Source organism: Pseudomonas sp. SZ40 (genome assembly GCF_052958135.1).
In genome coordinates, this window is the sequence record NZ_JBQWIF010000046.1 from 19,947 (window position 1) to 40,033 (window position 20,087).

A 20,087-nucleotide genomic window follows, 5' to 3' on the forward strand; every position below is an offset into this window, starting at 1 on the left:
AAATGCGCTATGCGGCGCTGGAAGATAAAAACACGAGCATGGCTACAATGTGTCTCTATCGGTCAAGAATGCTGCGGGATAAAAACCAATGCCCTTACTGTTCGCGGGTAGGGCGCTGAGCTTCGAGATCAACCATCATGTGCTCTTCAGGATGCGGAGCATCTGTGTTTCGTGGACGTTTCATGCTATGGGTAAAATCCTTTACGCTCTCACCAATTCTGCTCGCTGCCGACCTGATCATCGTGGGGGTCGATTCCACTGTGTCTGAGATTGCAGTGGGTACCAACTGGCTAGCGCCCTGCCAAATAGTGTATGCATTCTCCGCAAGGCGAGCTTTGGAGCCGAGCTCAGTGGCGTGCGGGACGGCGGATCGGTTGGGCTCAGTGATATTACGCCAAGCAGTCCCCACCCGGTCATAGTTGGCACCGCTGAGCCGCCTCCCTGCAGTTCTGTTCGCAAGCGCATCAGTCTTTGTAAGGGTGCCAATTTGAAGTCCAGCCCAGTACTGAGAGAGCAATAGAATGGATTTAGCACCCGTAGCTATCCCCGTTACGGCACTTTGGGCCGCGTGTGAATTATTGACCACCGCGTCAGTTGCGAGATTCAAGATTTTGGTAGAAGCCAGTGCAGCAGCTAAGGAACTGGTTTTATCTTGAACCGTTTTGCGAGGTGCCTCTTTCAGGTAGTTCAATTTGTCCAAGCCATCTGCACCGACTTGCTTCAAGCGTTTGCTCAATGCTCCAGCTTCAGGCGGTTTCATAGCGTAGGCCGGAATGGAACGACCGCGGCCGTCTTCAACCCGGGCCCTAAGTCCTCCCACTGCGTGTATGCTCCCCATGAGAAGACCAGCAAACATAGAAGCTAAAGTGGCATCGCCTGGGCCACCAGACGAGGTGAAGATAGAAGCAGCGCCCCGCCCTCCTTGTGCTAATGCAAACTGTGTCCACGCCCTTGCATCACCCTCCAACGAACCGAGCTTATGGGCATTTTGAACGTGCGAGAGCTCAATGCGTTTAGCCAAGACCTTATTTTTCTCCTCCTCCAACTCTTCTGGGCGGCGTGGGCGTACCTCCCCCTGAACACTTACAAACCTGTTGGGACTTGGCAACACCAAGGCGGCGCTCACGGGCTGCGTCGCCCCGCCAATGGCCTCTAAAATCAGAGAGCCCAATAGATGGGTGCCCACTTCATGAGCGATAGCGGTTGCTAAGGCGCCGACGATTTGCTGGGCGCCTGGCCAGTCGCTCAACGCAGCCTCGGTGAAGGAATTGGCTGCTCCCAGAGCAAGGCCGGACAATTCAATCTGTCGCGAAGCCTGCCCCAACAGTGCATGGGCCTGGTTACCCATACTTGCGCTACTCTTACTCAGTTCGTCGACTATGTGCGCCAGCCTCGCCTGACTCACCGCATTATTAGCAGCCTCCCCCAAATAGTCTTGGATCGACTTCAACTGCTGTGAAATTGTTTTCCATTCTTTTGCCTCAGCCTTCAACTGGGCGGCCTGATCATGATTCCCCTTGCGCGCTGCGGCGTTTTCCGATTCCTTTAGGGTATCGCTAATGGAGTCCGCTTTTTTTTTCGCTGCCCCTACCATCTGAGGAACGTCAAGATTGGTTTTTGCGGCATAGCTAGAGAAAGACAGCTCACTATCCAGAATCGCCGCTCGGTCTGCCTTGGATAGGCCGGGTTGTTTCAACACCTCTTCATAAACCGCAGTTCGTTTGGCGAATAGTTCAGTCTGATGCTCAATTGCCTCTTTCAAACACTGCGACACCTCCCTCACCTGCTCGGCTGCGGGCTTTTGATTCTCGACTATTTGTGCAAGTTGTTCCGAAATCAGAATGCGGCGGGCTTCTACCTCATCAGCCAGTCGACTGGTTAGACCGAGATCGCGACCGATTTTTTCAAAACCAGTGATAGAACCGGAGTCCTTCGCCGCAGTAGCATGCTGCCGCGCTTCCTGAATGTATTTTCCCTCAAGCACCATTCTTTCAGTAGCTTGCTGCAAATCTTTGGGCCTCAAAGTGTCCTTGGGCATTTCCTTTAGGAGATCAAGAGCACGCTTTTTGAGTGTGCTGGATGGCTTGAAAGCCGCCGGCTCACCTTGCGGCACTATGATCCGCACGGGTAGTTGGTAGGATTCGATCGCGCCTTGCCGTGGGACGGTGAAACCTTCGACACTCGCGCGTCGGACATCCTGGCTTGTTTGGCTCGACTGGGGTCGTGTCACGTTCGAAACATGAGTAGGTGTAAGCATTAGTTGGCCCTCCAAGACGCGGCAGCAACAGATTGCTGGGCCTGCTTGCCGCTAGCTGGCTGAGCGGCGGAGGCCTCGTCGAGAAAGTAGTTCTGCCGCCAAATCAGGGCATACTCAGCGAGCGCTCCCATTTGATCGATCGCAACCTGCCCGGAGAGACTTGATAGCGGCTGCGCCATACTGAGCATCAGGTGTCCACTCTGCTCGTTACGACAGAAGGTCACCGACTTGCCCGAGCTGATCATATGGAAGTTAGTGTCGAGCAGACGCGCCAGCACCTCCTCCCTTCGATGAGTGGGCAGTGCACCCAATTCACAGTGGATCACAACGCTACTCTGATCATGATCGTTGACCGCATGCATGGAAAAATCGGCACCACGAACAGATAAGTGAGTGAGTTCCGCTGCTAGGACAGTTTTTGGCAAAAGTGTTAGTTGATGAATCTCATCGAGCAGATGAAGGTATGTACGGCGCATAATTATTATTCTCGGTTACTTAGTCGGGGAACTGAGGTCTTGGTCATTCGTACTCAGAACCGCCTAACGGCATTGCAGTGAGTGGCGACGGCTGCGAGAGAGTTCCTTTCCAAGTAAAAATGACGCTCCCGAGCCATCGCTCACCGCAAAATGCCGCCGCTCACGTGGGCTGTCGACGACCTGATACTCACCCGCTGAAGCGCTAAGGGCGCCCGTGGAACCGTATCTCCCAAGTGTAGTGGTCAACTAATCCCGGACAGGGGGTTAAGTTTTTCTTCGGCTACCGCAGGTGGTAGCCCATCGTTGAATTGATGCGGCCTGATCCAGTTGTAGCGATGCATCAAGTAGTGGCTGATATCACGCTGAGCCGCCTGTGCTGTTATGTAACCAGTCGCAGGAATCCATTCCGACTCTGCGGAACAACCGCTCCATCGGCGCGGTATCCCAGCAGTTGCCTCGGCGACTCATGCTCTGTTCCATCCGATATCGCCACAACCGCTGCCGGAACAGACGGCTGGCGTATTGGGCGCCCTGATCGGAATGAAATAGCACCTGCTGCGGTTGCCTCGTTGTTCGTAGGCCATGTCCAGCACCTTGATGACCAGCTCCGCATCCGGCTTGGCGGAAAGCGCCCAGCCGGCCACTCGCCTTGCATGCAGATCCAACACTACCGCCAAGTAATGCCAGCGACCTTGTGCCCAGATGTAGGTGATATCGCCGCACCACACCTGATTGGGGCGCTCGGTGGGGGGGGCTCGGTGGTGAACTCGCGGTTCAGTTGGTTCGGGATATCTGGACGTTCAACCGTACCCTGCTTGTAAGCGTGCGAGCTAGGTTGCTTGCTGACCAGGCCCAACTCACGCATCAACCGACGTACACGAAAGCGGCCGAGGCTTACGCCATTCTCACGCAGCATACCCACAACGCTGCGGCTACCCGCTGAGCCTCGGCGCTGGCTAAACAGCTGGTTGACCTGGCTGCGCAGTACAGCGCGGCGGGCATCAACACGGCTGCGCCGGAGGCGGTGAGCGTAGCAACAAGACCGCACCACGTCGAAGGCTGAACGGACCACTTCCACAGACTCCCGCTCACTCAATTGGTCTATCAGCGCGTACGATTGAATTCGTCAGACATCAAGAGAGCGATAGCCTTTTTAGGATCGTTTTCTCTCGTTCCAGTCGGTCGATCCTAGCTTCCAGCTCTTGGATTTTTTGCTGCTCAGGTGTCAGCGCTTTACTCTTCGGGGTGGCGCCCTGGCGCTCATCTTGAAGCTGTTTAACCCAGCGGCGTAGCGCCGAGTCCACGATGCCCAGCGAACGGCAGGCCTCGATATGGCTGTAACCTTGGTTCAAAACCAAGGTTGCTGCTTCGCGCTTGAACTCGGCGGAAAACGTACGTCGTTGCTTGCTCATCAGACACCTCTCTAACGGCGAGGATCTTCGCCTAAATCGGTGTCCGGGGTCAGTAGACCACTACATTCTCGGGTGTATGTATTTGGAGTAACACTCGCTGTTCAGGCTAGGAAAGATTAGGTAAGGCATGCCAACGTGCCCACCGGCTGCAAGCAGGTCAGGCCACCACGGCCTGACCTGAACAAAACAACCTGCCAGGAGGCCATTTTTTTATCGTGCCTACCTAGGCCGTAAAAAACGAACATAGAGACGAGCTCGTTCAGATTAGAGTTTCTCAGCTGCTTCTTTGGCCTCCCTGGGTATATCTTCAGAATTTTTGATATTGCCCATATAAGCGCCAAACAGAAGTTGGTTGGGTGTGATCTTTCCTTTCTGGATCGAGTCTATCGCCCCCTCTGCATTATTTTTCCATGTCTGCGCTACGCCCTTGAAGGCGCCGCCAAGCGTATCAAAAAAACCGCCCTGACTTTCGCCCATACCTTTGAGCACATTGCTCAGTCCAGGAATAAATGCCAGCTTCTGGCCAATATTGGTAATGGCGCCCTTGAACTCGCTTTTGTTGGTTCCGTCCTTGTACACCCAGGGATCATTGGTTTTGTCCAGACGATGATCGTCTTTCAGAGCACCATAGCCTTTCTCGGTGAAATCCTTCCAGTTGCCAGCAGGCGTGCCATGACGAGCGTCGCCATCCTTAGTAATACCGTAAAGATCACCTTTGCCAGAGACCTGACTGCGATCCTTGCCATCGGCCCCTTGGGAAGTGTCGATGTAGTTCAATACCTTTGCCGCGTTATAAGCTGCATCGGCTCGAGCTTCTGGATCCTTGTTGTTCGCCGTCCAATCGCCCAGTTGCTTATATGCACCCTCGCGGTTGATGTCTTTCTGACTGCCCAGGTTCTTGAGAATAGGGTTGGCCTCGATAATCTCATCGGCACTTCGGTTATCTCCGTCGGGGCGCCCGGTCGAGGCGGTCGGCTTGCTAGACACATCCTTCTCAGACTGTTTCAGTACAGGTCTGACGCCTCCGTCAACAGCAGCTTGCTGGCCAGTGCCCGAGAGTGGTAATACCGCCTGCATCGCATTCGGGCGAGCTTGCTCACCTGCGTCTCGATTCTTCCCGCCGGCCAACGCACTTAATAATTCCATCAGCGACTTCAGTATGGACAGCTGCTTTGTCAAAGTTGCGGAATCCAGCTGGCCACTCGCAGGGGAAAAGAGCGAGGTGCCTTGTTCTGAATTACCGAAACTGATTGAGGTTCCTTGTGGCTGGCCAGGATTACTTTTGGCCTCGGTGGGCCGACTGGGCAGCTGCTCGGTGTTGAAGTTCGGGCAAGGGGGCTGAATGCCAGCGGTGAAATTATCTAATCTCATTGTGATGTGCTCCGTAGGTTACGTTCGAGCTTACGCGCATCGAAACTAGCGCCTAGCTGAGTGGCGACTCGTTATATTCGGTTCCCTGCCGTTGATTCGCTACTATCAATCGGGTCGCCCGTGCCATGCCTGTACCCAGGTTGTTACAGCTGGTTAACATGATGGCGCTTTTCTGTACGGGGCGATGGACGTTAAGTCACTTGCCGTAAGGCCTCGAAGAGTTTGTCTGGACAGTCAAGAAACTGCTCTTTGCCGCCGGCATAGAATGCACTGAACTGACCCTCGAGGCATTCGCTCAAATAGTCGCTGAGAGCTGCGGTACGCTGGCCTCTCTCATTAGTCTTTGACGGTGATATGGGCAACGCTGTGCTAAGCGCTCGGCTTGCTTTCAGAAAAACCTCCTGTGCTAAAAAATAGTTATTGGCACCACCATGCGAGGTCTGTCGCCCACCCACCAAGAATGGAGTGCCGTTTTTCTTTGCAGCTGATAACGAGTTAGCGCCTTCAGCCACAATGAGGTCGGCATGTCCAATGAGCTGCTGGAAGTCTTTTTCTGCGACCTGTGGCAAATGCACCAAACCGACATCTCCTGTGGAGAGACGGCGACTTGCTAGCCCATTACTGCCGTGAAACCCAGGAATACCCAATACACTGGAGACGAATATACTCTTTTTAAATGAAGACGCCTTTTGGATGCTCGCCGAGATAGTCGGCTGCTGCCCTACAACACAGACCGCGACAGGTTTGCTACTTGCCCGCTTGAGCAACGCTGTCAAAAGAATATCCAACTCGTCCTTACCAGATAGCCCCACTGATTCGGCCGGCGTAGAGGGTGTGCGTGAAACCTGAGAGGGCCAATCGTGCAGGCCGTGTACGAGCACAAGCTGCCACTTGCCGCTTTCCTTCCCCTTGATTAATGTGTTGACGTCACGCCGCAACCCATCGGATGTCGCAGTGAAGGCATTGCACTCAAGAATGCCTTCTTGAGCGACCTTGCTCGCCAATTGGACGTTAAGGCCATGAGTAAATACTTCATGGGCACCTTTAACCCACCCCGTAGGACCCAATCGCACGAACTGACTGGTTTTGTAATGGTCAGCGAAGCCCTGCGCGGAGCTTCGCTTGAAGTGATCATCGCAGGCAAACGTCAGGCCCAACTGATTGGAAGGACACTGGCGCTCGTCATATAGCTTCCACTTCAGGTCGTAGGACTTGACCAAAAACTTGAATTTGTCTCTGGCGAATTTATTGTCGTTTTCCACAATAATTGAAAACCGTCCTTTGAAACCCAGTTCATTTAGGCGCTGCATCCCTGTCAGTGCTGCCTTTTGGTGACCATGCCCAGGGCCAATGCCCACAATCACCGTTACGCTTGGCTGTGCTGTAAGGTACGCTTGGATCTTCGCGGCGTCTGGACTTTGCAAACAGTTAGCGAAGGAACTCGCACTCAGGCCTGTTGGCTCAAGATTCAATCCCTGCGGGTGCCTCGCAGCACGTGAGGCAAGTGAATGATTTAAAAAGCTCGAGTAGGGGGAAGGGACAATCATGATCGCTCATTATGTATCGTTAAAGTAAGCGTTCAGTGGCTTCAGCGAGTGAGCCGGTTCCCATGGGCAGACGGGAGTAAGTGAAATTTATGCAGACGTTTTACGTTCTACCCCGCACTCGTGCAGCGACTAGCTCTGTGGCACAGGCCTGATCAGCGGCACCATCATCCCATCTTTGCATAGAAGCAACTTACAAACAGAGCTTAACCTATCAATCTTAAACTGCTCATTATATGCACGATTTTATCTTTTACCTTCCCGAGACAACACAATTAGGGGGGGGGAGATGGAACTGAATATGGGGATGCCACCACCCATGAGACAGATACAACGACAGCCTCTCATAGCCGGATAGATTGTGAGGTTTCACAATGAAAAATCCACATTCTATTATTTCCAATATTTATGGCTGGCGCTGGCGTCAGCTACGCTGGTTGCCCGGGTACTGTCAAGACGCGCCCTAGAATATCGGCGGGCAACATTGGTGAGCATAAAAATCAGCAAGTAGATGCTACTTTGTAAAAAGTAATTTTAAAAAATCTTTAGCACGACAGTGCAATACCCGTACGCACTTAGCTCGCCTAGAGAAAGAGATAAAAACCGACAGCAGATTAGAAAAATAAATAATCCTAGCTTGCGCGCACACGTGCTTATTCTTAAAGAGCTTTGCCTCAACATCATTGAGCATAGTTAAAATCAATTTTCTCAGTTGAAACGGGAGCGACCAGCCTAACAAAGCTAATGCCCAGTTTACATATTTTCGCCACTTCGCCTGGCGACCGTTGCCCCCCCCCGCAAGCCACTAAAATGCAACGCATGTAGGCCTCGCGGGTTATAGTGAAACTCTAATATCATCTAAGCATTTTTAATGCCGACATGCCTCTGCTAATAGAGCTGCTCGACGGTATCGTCGCACTGAGCAAAACTTTCACAACCGCATCGATGATTGTTCGACACGTTAAATTAGCTCGCTACCTGGCGACATCACACTAGGCAGCGCGCTTGGTCAAGCGAACGGATTAATTGATTGCCGTAACTGTTCGCGGGCTCGCGATAATCGTGATCTAACGGTTCCAATCGGAACACCCAGCGTTTGCGCGGTATCCTGGTAATTGCCTTCCAACACCAAACTAACTTTGATGACCTGTTGCATATTGGCCGGCAAATTTTTGATCGCCTCGACCGTTCGCTGAAGCTGGCGGCGACCATCAACCAATTGTCCTATGTCGTCATACTGCTCATTTTCGAGATTAAATTGATCATTCCAGCATTCCTGATGAGGCTGGCTGTAAAGACGGCGAAAGTGATTTCGAATCAAGTTTAGCGCGATGCCGCACAGCCAAGTTTCCGGTTTGCTGGCGTTTTGAAATTTATGTTCGCTGCGCAACGCCTCGAACAATGTGCACTGCAAAATATCGTCAGCATCGTCGGGATTCATCACACGCTTATGAATGAATGCTCGAAGTCGTTGCATCTGGATTTTAGTGAGGTACCGGATTCCCGCGGACGCTTGATTATCTGCTTTGTGGTCTGAACGATTGGTGAGTGCTTGTGCGTGCATGCTATCTCTCCTGTTGGGGTGCAGGAGCTATAGCGATATACATGCCATAGCAGATTATTTTCTCAATATCTTGATAAATAAAGGTTTATAGAAATATCTACATATCACCTTGGGCCAGTTCCTGCCTCAGCGCCAAAATTCTCCGGCAATATCTTGCACAACGCGTTTTTTGGAACTGAGATCGCTGACGCACCACTCAATCAGCGATCAATCAACCAGACTGCGCAATGATAAATCGTGCGACGCCCCCTACCCAGCCGTTAACCAGGCTCCCGCTTCCTCAAGGGCCTGCGGCCTCTCGTGCGGAGCCCCCCCCCCCCCAGCAAAACAACGTACAGGTGCCCGCAGGCACGACTGCGCAGCAGGTATCGATGTTCAACGCGCAGTTGAACCAAGTAAGCACTGAGCTCAAGCAACGGCTGTTGCGACTCAATGCACTGCAGCAGCATTCGCAGCAGGTGATGAACTTTAAGTTCAATCGGAAACTGCTCGTTGCACTGGAAGGACAGGCACAAGCTTTACGCCAGAACGTTCGTAACGAAGGTGGCCTCAAGCAAGTTTACGAGAACGCCCGAGACGACAGCGGACGTCATGCTTTACTCGGGCTAATTCGGGTCGCAGAGCAACAGGCGAGGCGAGAGCAAGCGGCCGGGGAGCTAAGAGCCCTCCAGGCATTGCGACGACAGCTTAGTGACAGGGTCAAGCAGCAACTGCGGCCACTACGTTCCAGGGTTCAGCTTACCTCTGGAGTCAATGACCCAAGACGCCGCGAGAGCGCGCGCAGCCTTACAGGCAGTGGCCTGCTGGGCATGCTCGAGCTAACCCAGATGATAAGCGAGAGGGAGGAGGAGGGGGCAGGCTTCAAATCCCAGCTTAGTGACCTTCAGGTGGAAACCAATCATTTCATGGCGACCGCAAGACCGCAGCAACAGCAAGAGGCCATGAAGAATCTAGAGCGCACGGCGTTCCTGAAGCAGCTCTACGGTAGTTGCGATCACGTACTCAGCGCCATGCTCGAGAAGAACCCGGGGTTACAGATGAAAACATCCGCATTCGTGAAAATTCTGCAGCAGCTCATTGGCAATGGCATGCAGCCCAAAGACACGCTCCAACTGGTGCAGAACGTAGCTGGCCGTCACCTTGAGGATCAACTCGCGCTGGTCAATCGTTTGCTAGCGCTGCTGAAGGAGCTGAAGTACATGACTTGGAATGACAACAAGAGCCGACAAAAAACGCTGGATAACCTTCTGATTCTGTCTACCGCTCTGGTCAACGAGGAGCAGAAACGTCTCCAGGAGGCCCTTGGCTGATGACCTCCCTCCTCAACCTGCTCAATGGCATAGCGCTGGCGGCAATGCGCCGCTCCGAAATCGTGGGCGCATTTGTCGTGATGGCGATCATCTTCATGATGATTACGCCCATGCCGACCTGGCTGATAGACATCCTGATCGCCATCAACATCTGCATTTCCTGCATGTTGATCATGCTCGCAATGAACCTGCCACGCCCACTGGCGTTCTCTACTTTTCCGGCCGTGTTGCTCATCACCACAATGTTTCGTCTGGCGCTGTCGATCTCTACCACCCGCCTGATCCTTCTGGATCAGGACGCAGGCCACATCGTCGAGGCCTTCGGACAATTCGTGGTGGGCGGCAACCTGGCGGTGGGCACCGTGATTTTCCTAATCATAACCGTCGTCAACTTCATGGTCATTACCAAAGGCTCCGAGCGTGTCGCAGAGGTCGGGGCACGCTTTACTCTGGACGCCATGCCGGGAAAGCAGATGTCTATCGACAGCGATCTTCGTGCCAACCTCATCAGCGTGCAGGATGCTCGGGCACGACGCGAGGAGCTGGCCAAGGAAAGCCAATTGTTCGGTGCGATGGACGGCGCGATGAAGTTCGTCAAGGGCGATGCCATCGCCGGGCTGATCATCATCGCCATCAACATGATCGGCGGCATGAGCATTGGCGTCATGCAGATGGGAATGACCGCCGGCGATGCAGTGCACATCTACACCATTCTGACCATTGGTGACGGGCTGATCTCGCAGATTCCCGCCCTGATGATTTCGGTCACCGCGGGCATCGTGATAACCCGGGTTCCCGACGGGAATCCAACACCGCAATCCAACATCGGCCGGGAAATTGCTGAGCAGTTGACCAGCCAGCCGAAGGTTTGGATCATCTCCTCGGTGGCCATGCTCGGCTTCGCAGCGCTGCCCGGCATGCCTACTGGGGTCTTCATTACCATCGCGTTGATTTGCGGCTGCGGTGGTGTCCTTCAGATATATCGCGATAGACCGAGCCCCGAAGCAGAGCAACTGGTCGGGGTGTCACCGGAAATGAACGGTGACGAGGATCTGCGCACCTTCAATCCCAGCCGGCAATTCGTCCTGCAGTTTCACCCAAGCCAGGATAGCGTTCAGATCACCGCGATCGTCTGTGAAATCCGCCAGCGCCGAAATCGACTCGTCGTTCAGTACGGTCTGACGCTGCCATCATTCATCATCGAGCAGGCGGATCACATCCCTCAGGACGAATTCCGCTTTACTGTCTACGAAGTACCAATGATGCGCGCCACGCTTACTCAGAGCCACGTGGCGGTAGATGCACAAGAGTTGGAGGATCTCGAAGTCCAGGATGGAATTCCTGGCAGCGCTGAACGCCAGGAAGGCCAGTGGGTATGGGTGCCTAGCGATTCGCCCATTCTGGAAAACGCCGACCTAGAACAGGTCAGTGCTATAACCCTGATCATTGAGCGCATGGAGCGTACGCTGCACGCTTGTGCGCCAAAATTCATCGGTCTTCAGGAAACCAAAGCCATCCTCGGCTGGTTGGAATCCGAACAGCCCGAACTTGCTCAGGAAATGCTGCGGGTACTGCCGCTTGCGCGGTTCGCGGCCGTACTCCAAGGGCTGGCAGCCGAATGCGTACCGCTGCGCTCGGTTCGGGTGATCGCCGAAACCCTCGTTGAGCATGGGCAGCATGAGCGCGACATCGCCATGCTAGTGAATTACGTGCGCATTGCCTTGAGATCACAGATTTACCACCAATACGCCACGGCGCAAGGGTTGGAGGTCTGGCTGCTTACCCCCGAAAGCGAAAGCATCCTGCGCGACGGTCTGCGTCAAACGCAGACCGAAACCTTCTTCGCACTCAGCGACGAAACTAGCCAATTGTTGCTTCATCACCTGCACATGGCATTCCCGCAGCGCTCCCGTGAGCGCTCGGTATTGCTGGTTCCTCAGGATCTACGCAGCCCACTGCACGTTTTGCTGCAAGAAGAGTTCTATCACGTACCCGTCTTGTCTTTTGCTGAAGTCAGCAGTTCGGCGCAGGTTAAAGTCATCGGCCGCTTCGAGCTGGAGGAAGAAGCGGCCTTCGATAGCGAGCACTTCGCATGAATGACTCAATCAATGATCTGTACGAATTGCGCGTACTGAATGGTCTTCATCAAGGTGCCGCGCTTCCGCTCGTGGGTAACCAATGGTTCATAGGCGCTGATGATGCGCTGGATCTAGCGCTGCATGATGCAGGGGTGGAGCCCATGCATTGCCAGTTGCAACGAGAGGGTGAGCACTGGCGCCTCGATGCCGTTGACGGAAAAGCGCTGGATAGCGAAGGCCATCCGTTCAATGAACTGCATCCAAATACCCAGTTCGCCTTAGGCTCCGTATGGGTGAGCTTAGCCCATGCCAACGAGCCATGGCCGGATCTTCCGATCGCGATAGTTAGCAGCGAGGGTACTAAACCTCGCGGAGAAAAACTCAGCCCTGCACTCAACGGGGTTCGCGGACGTCTGATCGGTCGCTGCGCCTGCATAACTCTGGGCATTTTGCTGGGCGTCGTGGGTAGTGCCTGGAGTTTGAGCACCACCCTGCTCTCTTCAGAGCAGGGGCAGGTCGAGTCAGTGAAAGCACCACCAGCTCGTATTCAGGACTCACGCTCCTCAATCGATTTACAAGCAGCCGCCAGAATGCTCAAGACCATGCTCAGCGAGCGAATGCTCAATACCGTCAGCCTTGAGCATACCGCAGATGGCCTCGCCCTGATCGGTACGTTGAAGGATGACAGCATGCTCGTATACGAGCGAATGCTGCAGCGCTTCAATAGGGATCATCGAATGGATTTCGAGCTAGAAGACCGCGTGTCCCACGGAAACGCCGGCCTGCCATTCGCAATCACACAAATCATCGGTGGTAGCAACGGCCATCTGGTGATGGCCAATGGTCGGCGGATGTACATCGGCGACCGAATTGACGGCATACGCCTGGTGCAAATAGAGGACGGTCGCATTCATTTTGACGGTGAGCGGCGAATGGATGTGGCCTGGTGAGTACCTCGATCTCTGCCCTGCAGGAATGGGAACGGCGCCAAGCCGCTCGCCTGTCATCATTTTCCGCTGTACGCGTCACCGGTAAGGTCACGGCGGTCAGCGGTATTCTGCTGGAATGCCAGGTACCCGCAGCCAAGGTGGGTGATCTGTGCGAGGTGATCAAGGCCGACGGCAGCCACATTCTCGCCGAGATCGTCGGGTTCACCCGCGAGTGCACATTGCTCAGCGCCTTGGGCACCCCCGATGGCATTCAGATCGGCGCCTCCATTAAACCGCTAGGCATCGCACATCGCATCGGTGTCAGCGAAGAGCTTCTGGGCTGCGTGCTGGATGGCTTCGGCAGACCGTTTCTAGGGCAGTCCCGAGGTGCTTTCTCGGGCCCCGGCGATACTCGCCAGACAGTACCCGTGATCACGGATGCCATCCCCGCGACCCAGCGCCCACGCATTACCACGGCGTTACCAACAGGCATTAGAGCCATCGACAGCGCGCTGCTGCTTGGCGAAGGACAGCGAGTCGGACTTTTCGCTGGCGCCGGCTGTGGTAAGACCACCTTGATGGCAGAACTGGCACGCAATATGGGCTGTGACGTAATCGTATTTGGCTTAATCGGCGAACGTGGCAGGGAACTGCGTGAGTTCCTCGACCACGAACTGGACGAAACGCTGCGACAACGATCCGTACTGGTATGTGCCACCTCCGACAGATCCAGCATGGAACGGGCTCGCGCCGCATTCACCGCAACGGCGATTGCCGAAGCCTTTCGAGCCAAGGGAATGAAGGTGCTGCTATTGATCGACTCCCTCACACGCTTCGCCCGCGCGCAAAGAGAAATCGGCATCGCTGCTGGCGAACCGCTGGGGCGCGGTGGTTTGCCGCCCTCGGTGTACACCCTGCTGCCCCAATTGGTAGAGCGTGCGGGCATGAGCGAGAAAGGTTCAATCACCGCCCTCTATACCGTACTGATCGAGCAGGACTCGATGAATGATCCGGTAGCGGATGAAGTGCGCTCACTGCTGGACGGCCACATCGTGCTTTCACGCAAGCTCGCAGAGCGCGGCCACTATCCAGCTATCGACGTGCCCGCCAGCATCAGCCGCGTGCTTAGCAGCGTGGCGGGCACTGAGCACCAGCGCGCCAACAACCGGCTGCGTCGGCTGATGGCAGCCTATCGCCAAGTCGAGATGCTGCTGCGCTTAGGCGAATACCAGCCAGGCTCAGATGCTGTAACGGACTGTGCGGTTCAGCTCAACGGCCCCATCAACAACTTTCTCCAGCAGGATCTGCGAGGCCCTTCCTCCATGGAGGCAACCCTCGCCGCACTCACTCAGCTAACCGACCAACTACCGGAGTAAGCGTGGAAGAAGAGCTGGAAGTCGACCCGCAGCGAGCCTCGTTCGAACAGGCCATCGCACTATTACAGCCGCTTCGCCAGCACCGCCAAGCCCGAGCAGAGCGCCTGCAGCGAGCCGCGTACGCGGCACTGGAGCACAGCCGTGGCCAACTGGCCGAGGCCGAGGCCGAGCTGGACAGCGAGAGGCGTCTAAACAACAAGCGCCGGACAGAACTAGTAGAGGAACATCTGCACCAGAGCATAAGTTTGGATGATGTTGATCGATGGCACGACCGAGAGCGTCGCATGCTGGATCAACTGGCATTGCTGCGCCACGACATCCGACAGCAGCACACCCTTATCGAACAACAGCAAGAGCAATTGCGGCAGGCCTGCGCGGCTACCAGCCAGGCGCAGCGTGCCGTCGAAAAACTAGCTTGCCTTACCGAGGTCCTGAACGATGAAAGCTGAAGGCAATAGCCCACCTAACAGGCCGCACCAACCAACGCAACCAGCTGCACACCCGCACACCCAGCCTGCTATCGCGACGATGAAACCCCCTAGCGCTCCGGCTATGTCACAACGCGGTGAAATAGACCTTCGTAGCCTAATTCAAGGGCTGGAAACATCCTCATCATCAATTAAGGCTGACGGCCTGGTTTTCGCGCAGTTGATCCAGCCGATCAAGCAGATCTCGGACGACAGCTCCGGCCTGGGCACAGGTTCCGGCGTTCTGTCGCCCAAGCCCGACGCAATGGGTACGCAACTGGTCGATGAGTTGGTTCAACGCCTGCCCATAGCGCCTCCCGGGGCCTTTACCGTGACCCTGCTGATGCCCAATCTGGGCAAGGTTCAAGTGCGTGCCGGCAAACGTGAGGGCCATTGGGAGGTAGAGCTCGGGTTTGCTCGGCGCTCAACCTTCGAGCGCCTACACCCCCAACAAAGCACCTGCGAGGCGGCACTAGCCTCAGCCATGGGTAGTTCGATTCGCCTCTCAATGGTAGATGAGGCGAATGCGTGATCAAGCTTGCCTTACGCCCCGTATCACCACAACTGGCCCAGGCAACTCGAGCTCTGGGGGCGGGTGTCACCACCACCTTTACGGCGCGCGGCATGCAGGGTGAATTGTGTCTACTGCCTTTGTCGCCGGATGCATCCGAGCAGCCCGGCACGTGGCTTAACAGCGCCTTGGGCCCTCTGCATATCAGCGACGCAGGCGCCCTACTGAGCTTGTTGGGGGAGCTGCCTGTGACCGTAGCAGGAGAGACGCAGAACTGGTACTGGCAATTGATCAGCCAGCGCCTGAGCCCGGTTCTAGCAGAGTGCCTGAGCCCGCTGTCGATTCTGGAAATAGAAGCCCCCATGGCTGCAGAAATTCGCTATGCGGCCAAGGTGAGCTTGGGTGAGGAAGCTCTACATACGCAACTGGCAAGCTCCGCCAGCACCCTGCTCAATTGGCTGCAAGCCTCGACTTGGAGACAGCGCCATCGGATCTTTCCAGCATCTCTGAGTATACGCATACCGTTGGCCCTGGGCCTAACTGAACTGACTTACGAACAGCTTGGCTCCCTACGCCCGGGTGATGTCGTTGTACCGAGCCAAGAACGCTTCAACTGCGAAGGCACTGGCGTCGTCGATCTTGCAGGGCGGTACTGGAATGCACAGACGCGAACCTGCGGAAAGCGCCTCTTATTGAACCTGGCAACCGAGATAAATAACCATGAGTGAAACTGACCAGCCCCTAGAAACTTACGATTATGTCGAGCAAGCGCAAGATGCCCCCGAGTACCACATCGATCATGAGCAAGATGAGGAGACAGATACTGAGCATGTCGAGTACCCCGAGGAGCAAGCGCAGCCAATCACACCGCTGTCTCAGCTTCCCATTATGGTCACCGTGCGCTGTGGCGCGCTGAACCTCACCATTGAGGAACTGCAGCGGCTGGGCAGTGGCACAGTGCTGGAAGTCCAGGGGGTTACGCCAGGATATGCCTCACTCTGTCACGGCGAGCAGGTAGTTGCCGAGGGCGAGTTGGTCGACGTGGGCGGCCGCCTTGGCTTACAGATTACTCGGATGGCGTCACTGTCATGATTCTGGATGGCATGAACCCGGTTCTTCTAGCGCTGTTCTTGGGCGCTCTGTCGCTGGTTCCCTTCATGCTGATCGTATGCACCGCATTTCTGAAGATAGCCATGACGCTGATGATTACGCGCAACGCGATCGGCGTTCAACAGGTACCGCCAAACATGGCGGTTTACGGTATTGCCTTGGCGGCAACCATGTTCGTCATGGCACCAGTGGCCCACGAAATTCAGAAGCGCCTGGATCAAAACCCTTTAGATATGTCGACGACACAAAGCCTGCAGGAGAGCTCAGGCGGCATCATTGCCCCCCTGCAACAGTTCATGACGCATAACACTGACCCGGATGTTTTGACGCATCTGTTGGAAAACACGCACAGGATGTGGCCCAAAGAGATGGCCGAAAGTGCCAGCAAAGAGGATCTGCTGCTGGCGATTCCGGCCTTTGTGCTTTCAGAATTGCAGGCCGCCTTCAAGATCGGCTTTCTGATCTACATCCCATTCATCGTGATTGATCTGATCGTATCCAACTTGTTACTAGCGCTAGGGATGCAAATGGTATCGCCGATGACCATCTCGTTACCTTTAAAACTGCTTCTTTTCGTCCTGGTGGACGGCTGGACACGGCTGATCGACAGCCTTTTTCTCTCTTATATGTGAGGCCACCATGGAAGCCTTGGCGCTTTTCAAACAGGGGATGTTTTTGGTGGTGATATTGACCGCCCCGCCCCTGATCGTCGCCGTTCTGGTTGGGGTGATCACGTCAATATTGCAGGCCTTGATGCAGATGCAGGATCAAACCCTACCCTTTGGCCTCAAGCTTGCCGCGGTCGGTCTTACCCTGGCCATGACCGGGCGATGGATAGGCCTCGAACTGATTCAATTTATCAATATGGCGTTTGACCTGATCGGGCGCACCGGCGGGGCGCCATAAATGCCATGGGACACGCAGGCCGCCTTTGAACTGCTACTGGGCATAGGCTTAGCAGCTGCGCGCCTAGTGCCCTGTATGCTGATGGTACCCGCGTTCTGTTTCAAGTACCTAAAAGGACCGTTGCGCTATGCGGTCGTGGTAGCTGTTGCCCTAATCCCGGCGCCCTCTATTGGCCAAGCACTCAGCGGCCAGGACGGAAACATAGGGCTGATCATCGGCCTATTGCTCAAGGAAGTAGCCCTCGGAGCACTGCTAGGCGTGCTGTTATACATGCCATTCTGGCTGTTCGCCTCGGTTGGCGCCTTGCTCGACAGCCAACGCGGAGCGCTGAGCGGCGGGCAGATCAACCCTGCCCTTGGCCCGGATGCTACGCCCCTTGGCATGCTGTTTCAGGAAGCTCTAATCATGCTGCTGATGGTGTTTGGTGGGCTGCCGCTGATCTTGCAGGTGATCTGGGATAGCTACCTAGTCTGGCCCCCCACAGCATGGCTGCCAATCTTTACCGAGGAAGGCCTGCTGGTTCTACTCGAACAGCTGAGCCGTACCCTTCACCACATGCTGCTTTACGCGGCGCCCTTCATCGCGATTCTTCTGCTTATCGAAGCTGTTATGGCCATCATCAGCCTCTACGCGCAGCAACTGAACGTTTTTATCCTCGCCATGCCCGCTAAGAGCATCGCCGGTATCGCCTTCCTGCTGATCTACCTGCCCACCCTGCTCGAACTGGGCACTGGCGAGCTGCAATACCTGAAAGTCATCAGCATGCTTCTCGGCGAGATCGTGCAGGTGCAAAAACCATGAGTGAAAAAACGGAAAAAGCTACGCCCAAGCAACTGCGCGATGCTAGGGAAAAGGGCCAAATATCACAGAGCCAGGATGTCAGCAAGTTACTCATTTTGCTGGTCGTCAGCGAAGTTGCCCTGGGCCTTGCCAATGAAAGCGTGGATACACTCAAACAGCTCATCGAGTTATCGGTGAACGCCAGCCAGCAACCTTTCGAGCGGATCGTGGAGCAGTTGGTATACGAAGCCACGAAGGCGCTGATCAGTTTCTCGCTCTTTAGTATCGGCCTTGCAATGCTGATGCGTCTGCTAGGGGGGTGGGGGCAGTTTGGCTTTCTGTTTGCACCAAAGGCCTTGAAGGTTGACTTCAACAAACTCAATCCCTTCGCCCAGGCCAAACAAATGTTCTCCGGGCAAAACCTCACCAATTTGGTGATGAGCACCATCAAGGCAGTGGTGATTGGCGTCACCCTCTACCTGCTACTGAAACCGGAGCTCGGAACACTAATCCTGCTCAGCAATTCTGATCTAACCACTTACTGGCAGTCGTTGCTTGAGCTGTTTCGGCACATTTTACGGGTCACCCTAGGTCTTCTGTTGGTAATCGCAGCCGTCGACTTTGGCTTCCAGAAATTTTTTCACGCCAAGCGGCTGCGCATGAGCCATGACGATATCAAGAAAGAATACAAACAGGCCGAAGGCGATCCACATGTCAAAGGGCAACGCAAGCAATTCGCCTTCGAGATACTCAATCAAGAGCCCACTCGCGCACCAAAGGTGGTGGAAGACGCCGACATGCTGGTGGTCAACCCTACTCATTACGCCGTGGCACTATACTACCGTCCAGGCAAGACTCCACTTCCATTAATCCACTGCAAGGGCGAAGACGACGACGCGCTCGAACTTATCGCGCGGGCCAAGCGTGCAAGGGTTCCAGTCGTTCAAAGCATTTGGCTTGCACGCACTTTGTACAAAATAAATACTGGCCGTTACATACCTAGGCCGACGCTGGAAATGGTAGCGCACATCTACCAGTTGGTGAAGCAACTTGACGAGATTGGTGAAGAAATTATCCGTACTGATGACCTATAGTATTCATACACGGATTAGAGACAAACAGTAACTTGCCGAGTTGGTCGCTATTCGATTTGATTTCAGCATGTGGTTGCCTACTAACTTCGGACAGCTCTTTAGGCGAAAATCTTCGTCATACACAGGTGTTCGATGAGCAAACAGCGACTTACCTCCATGCCCGAACTCAAGCGCAAGGCAGCCTTACGGGTGTCTGATCAGTGCTATAGCCATATCGAGGCATCTCGCTCACTTGGTCAGGTTGAATCGGCCCTTCGTCGATGGGTAAATCAATAGAAGGCCAAGAAATAAATGAACAGCACACTGGAGCGTATTGTTTGAGGCATAGCTCGAACATCACTCTATCCCCAAGGCGATCGGGAGTTAATTAAATGAAGAGTGGCAGGCAAATAATATCACGATGAACCGCAAACCAAACAGCCCACTATCTCTAAATAAATCAAGCCGGCGGCGACTTCACATTCACCTTAGATCATCTTGCAACGCTGCACTAATGCCTTAATTAATTAAGACCCAACACCACCGCACGCCGAAAGCTATTTACATTCCAAAAATCGCTATGTGTCATCAGCACATCTCAGATTCGCTCTATTCGTACGATGCTGCGAATTTTTTTGCACTCCGCTAACCTCTAGAATAGGGAGTTGATGCGCCCAGCAGCTCCCCTTAAATCTATTGGCATGTAGACACTATGGTCTGTCCCGGGCTGAGTGGACACTGACTTAAGGTGGATAATGTCCGCCGCAAGGAGTGTTCATGACCCAGGCCAGATGACGTTCCCGAATCTTTCAAACGTAAAGCGGTAGACCAGGTGTTTGCCGGCATGCCGCTTCGTCGTGTGGCCGAGACGCTCGGTATCGCTGAAAGCCTGCTGGGTAAATGGAAGCGCCAGTACGAACAGC

Annotated in this window: 17 protein-coding genes and 3 pseudogenes; 14 read left to right on the forward strand and 6 right to left on the reverse strand. The window is 54.6% G+C overall.

The window, feature by feature from the left end:
• Nucleotides 1–94: 94 nt before the first annotated feature.
• From ACT9T4_RS23845 to ACT9T4_RS23870, 6 genes and pseudogenes are all read right to left on the reverse strand, one after another.
• Nucleotides 95–2,038 (reverse strand): hypothetical protein, encoded by a 1,944-nt coding sequence (locus ACT9T4_RS23845; protein WP_499119299.1) that lies wholly within the window; start codon nt 2,036–2,038, stop codon nt 95–97.
• A 218-nt stretch (nt 2,039–2,256) separates the two neighbouring features.
• The gene (locus ACT9T4_RS23850) at nt 2,257–2,733 is read right to left on the reverse strand and encodes a CesT family type III secretion system chaperone (protein ID WP_499119300.1); all 477 of its coding nucleotides are present in this window, start codon (nt 2,731–2,733) and stop codon (nt 2,257–2,259) included.
• Between the two features lie 242 nt (nt 2,734–2,975).
• A pseudogene (locus ACT9T4_RS23855) lies at nt 2,976–4,145 on the reverse strand (IS3 family transposase).
• A gap of 264 nt (nt 4,146–4,409) precedes the next feature.
• A complete protein-coding gene (locus ACT9T4_RS23860) occupies nt 4,410–5,516 on the reverse strand; it encodes a hypothetical protein (protein ID WP_499119302.1) in 1,107 nt (368 codons plus the stop codon).
• 191 nt (nt 5,517–5,707) lie between these two features.
• Nucleotides 5,708–7,063, reverse strand: coding sequence for a hypothetical protein (locus ACT9T4_RS23865; RefSeq protein ID WP_499119304.1), 1,356 nt, complete (start codon nt 7,061–7,063; stop codon nt 5,708–5,710).
• 1,006 nt (nt 7,064–8,069) lie between these two features.
• Nucleotides 8,070–8,624, reverse strand: a complete 555-nt coding sequence (locus ACT9T4_RS23870; RefSeq protein ID WP_499119305.1) for an RNA polymerase sigma factor — start codon at nt 8,622–8,624, stop codon at nt 8,070–8,072.
• A 371-nt stretch (nt 8,625–8,995) separates the two neighbouring features.
• Here ACT9T4_RS23870 and ACT9T4_RS23875 point away from each other — a divergent pair, with 371 nt between their 5' ends.
• The 14 genes and pseudogenes from ACT9T4_RS23875 to ACT9T4_RS23940 form a co-directional block, all read left to right on the forward strand.
• Nucleotides 8,996–9,934 (forward strand): TyeA family type III secretion system gatekeeper subunit, encoded by a 939-nt coding sequence (locus ACT9T4_RS23875; RefSeq protein ID WP_499119306.1) that lies wholly within the window; start codon nt 8,996–8,998, stop codon nt 9,932–9,934.
• Nucleotides 9,934–12,030 (forward strand): type III secretion system export apparatus subunit SctV, encoded by a 2,097-nt coding sequence (sctV, locus tag ACT9T4_RS23880; protein ID WP_499119307.1) that lies wholly within the window; start codon nt 9,934–9,936, stop codon nt 12,028–12,030. The genes ACT9T4_RS23875 and sctV overlap by 1 nt, the downstream gene beginning before the upstream one ends.
• Nucleotides 12,027–12,962: an FHA domain-containing protein gene (locus ACT9T4_RS23885; protein ID WP_499119309.1), complete on the forward strand. Its 936-nt coding sequence runs from the start codon at nt 12,027–12,029 to the stop codon at nt 12,960–12,962. Before sctV ends, ACT9T4_RS23885 begins: the two co-directional genes overlap by 4 nt.
• An 8-nt stretch (nt 12,963–12,970) precedes the next feature.
• A complete protein-coding gene (locus tag ACT9T4_RS23890) occupies nt 12,971–14,317 on the forward strand; it encodes a FliI/YscN family ATPase (protein WP_499119325.1) in 1,347 nt (448 codons plus the stop codon).
• A 2-nt stretch (nt 14,318–14,319) separates the two neighbouring features.
• The gene (locus ACT9T4_RS23895; RefSeq protein WP_499119311.1) at nt 14,320–14,766 is read left to right on the forward strand and encodes a type III secretion protein; all 447 of its coding nucleotides are present in this window, start codon (nt 14,320–14,322) and stop codon (nt 14,764–14,766) included.
• 103 nt (nt 14,767–14,869) lie between these two features.
• Entirely contained in the window at nt 14,870–15,316 is a 447-nt protein-coding gene (locus ACT9T4_RS23900; RefSeq protein WP_499119313.1) for a type III secretion system HrpP C-terminal domain-containing protein, read from the forward strand.
• The gene (locus tag ACT9T4_RS23905; RefSeq protein WP_499119315.1) at nt 15,313–16,023 is read left to right on the forward strand and encodes a type III secretion protein; all 711 of its coding nucleotides are present in this window, start codon (nt 15,313–15,315) and stop codon (nt 16,021–16,023) included. The genes ACT9T4_RS23900 and ACT9T4_RS23905 overlap by 4 nt, the downstream gene beginning before the upstream one ends.
• A complete protein-coding gene (locus tag ACT9T4_RS23910; protein WP_499119316.1) occupies nt 16,016–16,387 on the forward strand; it encodes a FliM/FliN family flagellar motor switch protein in 372 nt (123 codons plus the stop codon). Before ACT9T4_RS23905 ends, ACT9T4_RS23910 begins: the two co-directional genes overlap by 8 nt.
• Nucleotides 16,384–17,037, forward strand: a complete 654-nt coding sequence (gene sctR, locus ACT9T4_RS23915; RefSeq protein WP_499119318.1) for a type III secretion system export apparatus subunit SctR — start codon at nt 16,384–16,386, stop codon at nt 17,035–17,037. The genes ACT9T4_RS23910 and sctR overlap by 4 nt, the downstream gene beginning before the upstream one ends.
• Nucleotides 17,038–17,044: 7 nt before the next feature.
• Entirely contained in the window at nt 17,045–17,311 is a 267-nt protein-coding gene (gene sctS, locus ACT9T4_RS23920) for a type III secretion system export apparatus subunit SctS (RefSeq protein ID WP_499119319.1), read from the forward strand.
• Nucleotides 17,312–18,112: a type III secretion system export apparatus subunit SctT gene (sctT, locus tag ACT9T4_RS23925; protein ID WP_499119321.1), complete on the forward strand. Its 801-nt coding sequence runs from the start codon at nt 17,312–17,314 to the stop codon at nt 18,110–18,112.
• Complete coding sequence (gene sctU, locus ACT9T4_RS23930; RefSeq protein WP_499119322.1) at nt 18,109–19,185, forward strand: type III secretion system export apparatus subunit SctU; 1,077 nt, start codon at nt 18,109–18,111, stop codon at nt 19,183–19,185. The genes sctT and sctU overlap by 4 nt, the downstream gene beginning before the upstream one ends.
• A 132-nt stretch (nt 19,186–19,317) precedes the next feature.
• Nucleotides 19,318–19,458: pseudogene (locus ACT9T4_RS23935) on the forward strand (IS3 family transposase); the annotation flags it as partial.
• A 520-nt stretch (nt 19,459–19,978) separates the two neighbouring features.
• A pseudogene (locus ACT9T4_RS23940) lies at nt 19,979–20,087 on the forward strand (transposase); the annotation flags it as partial.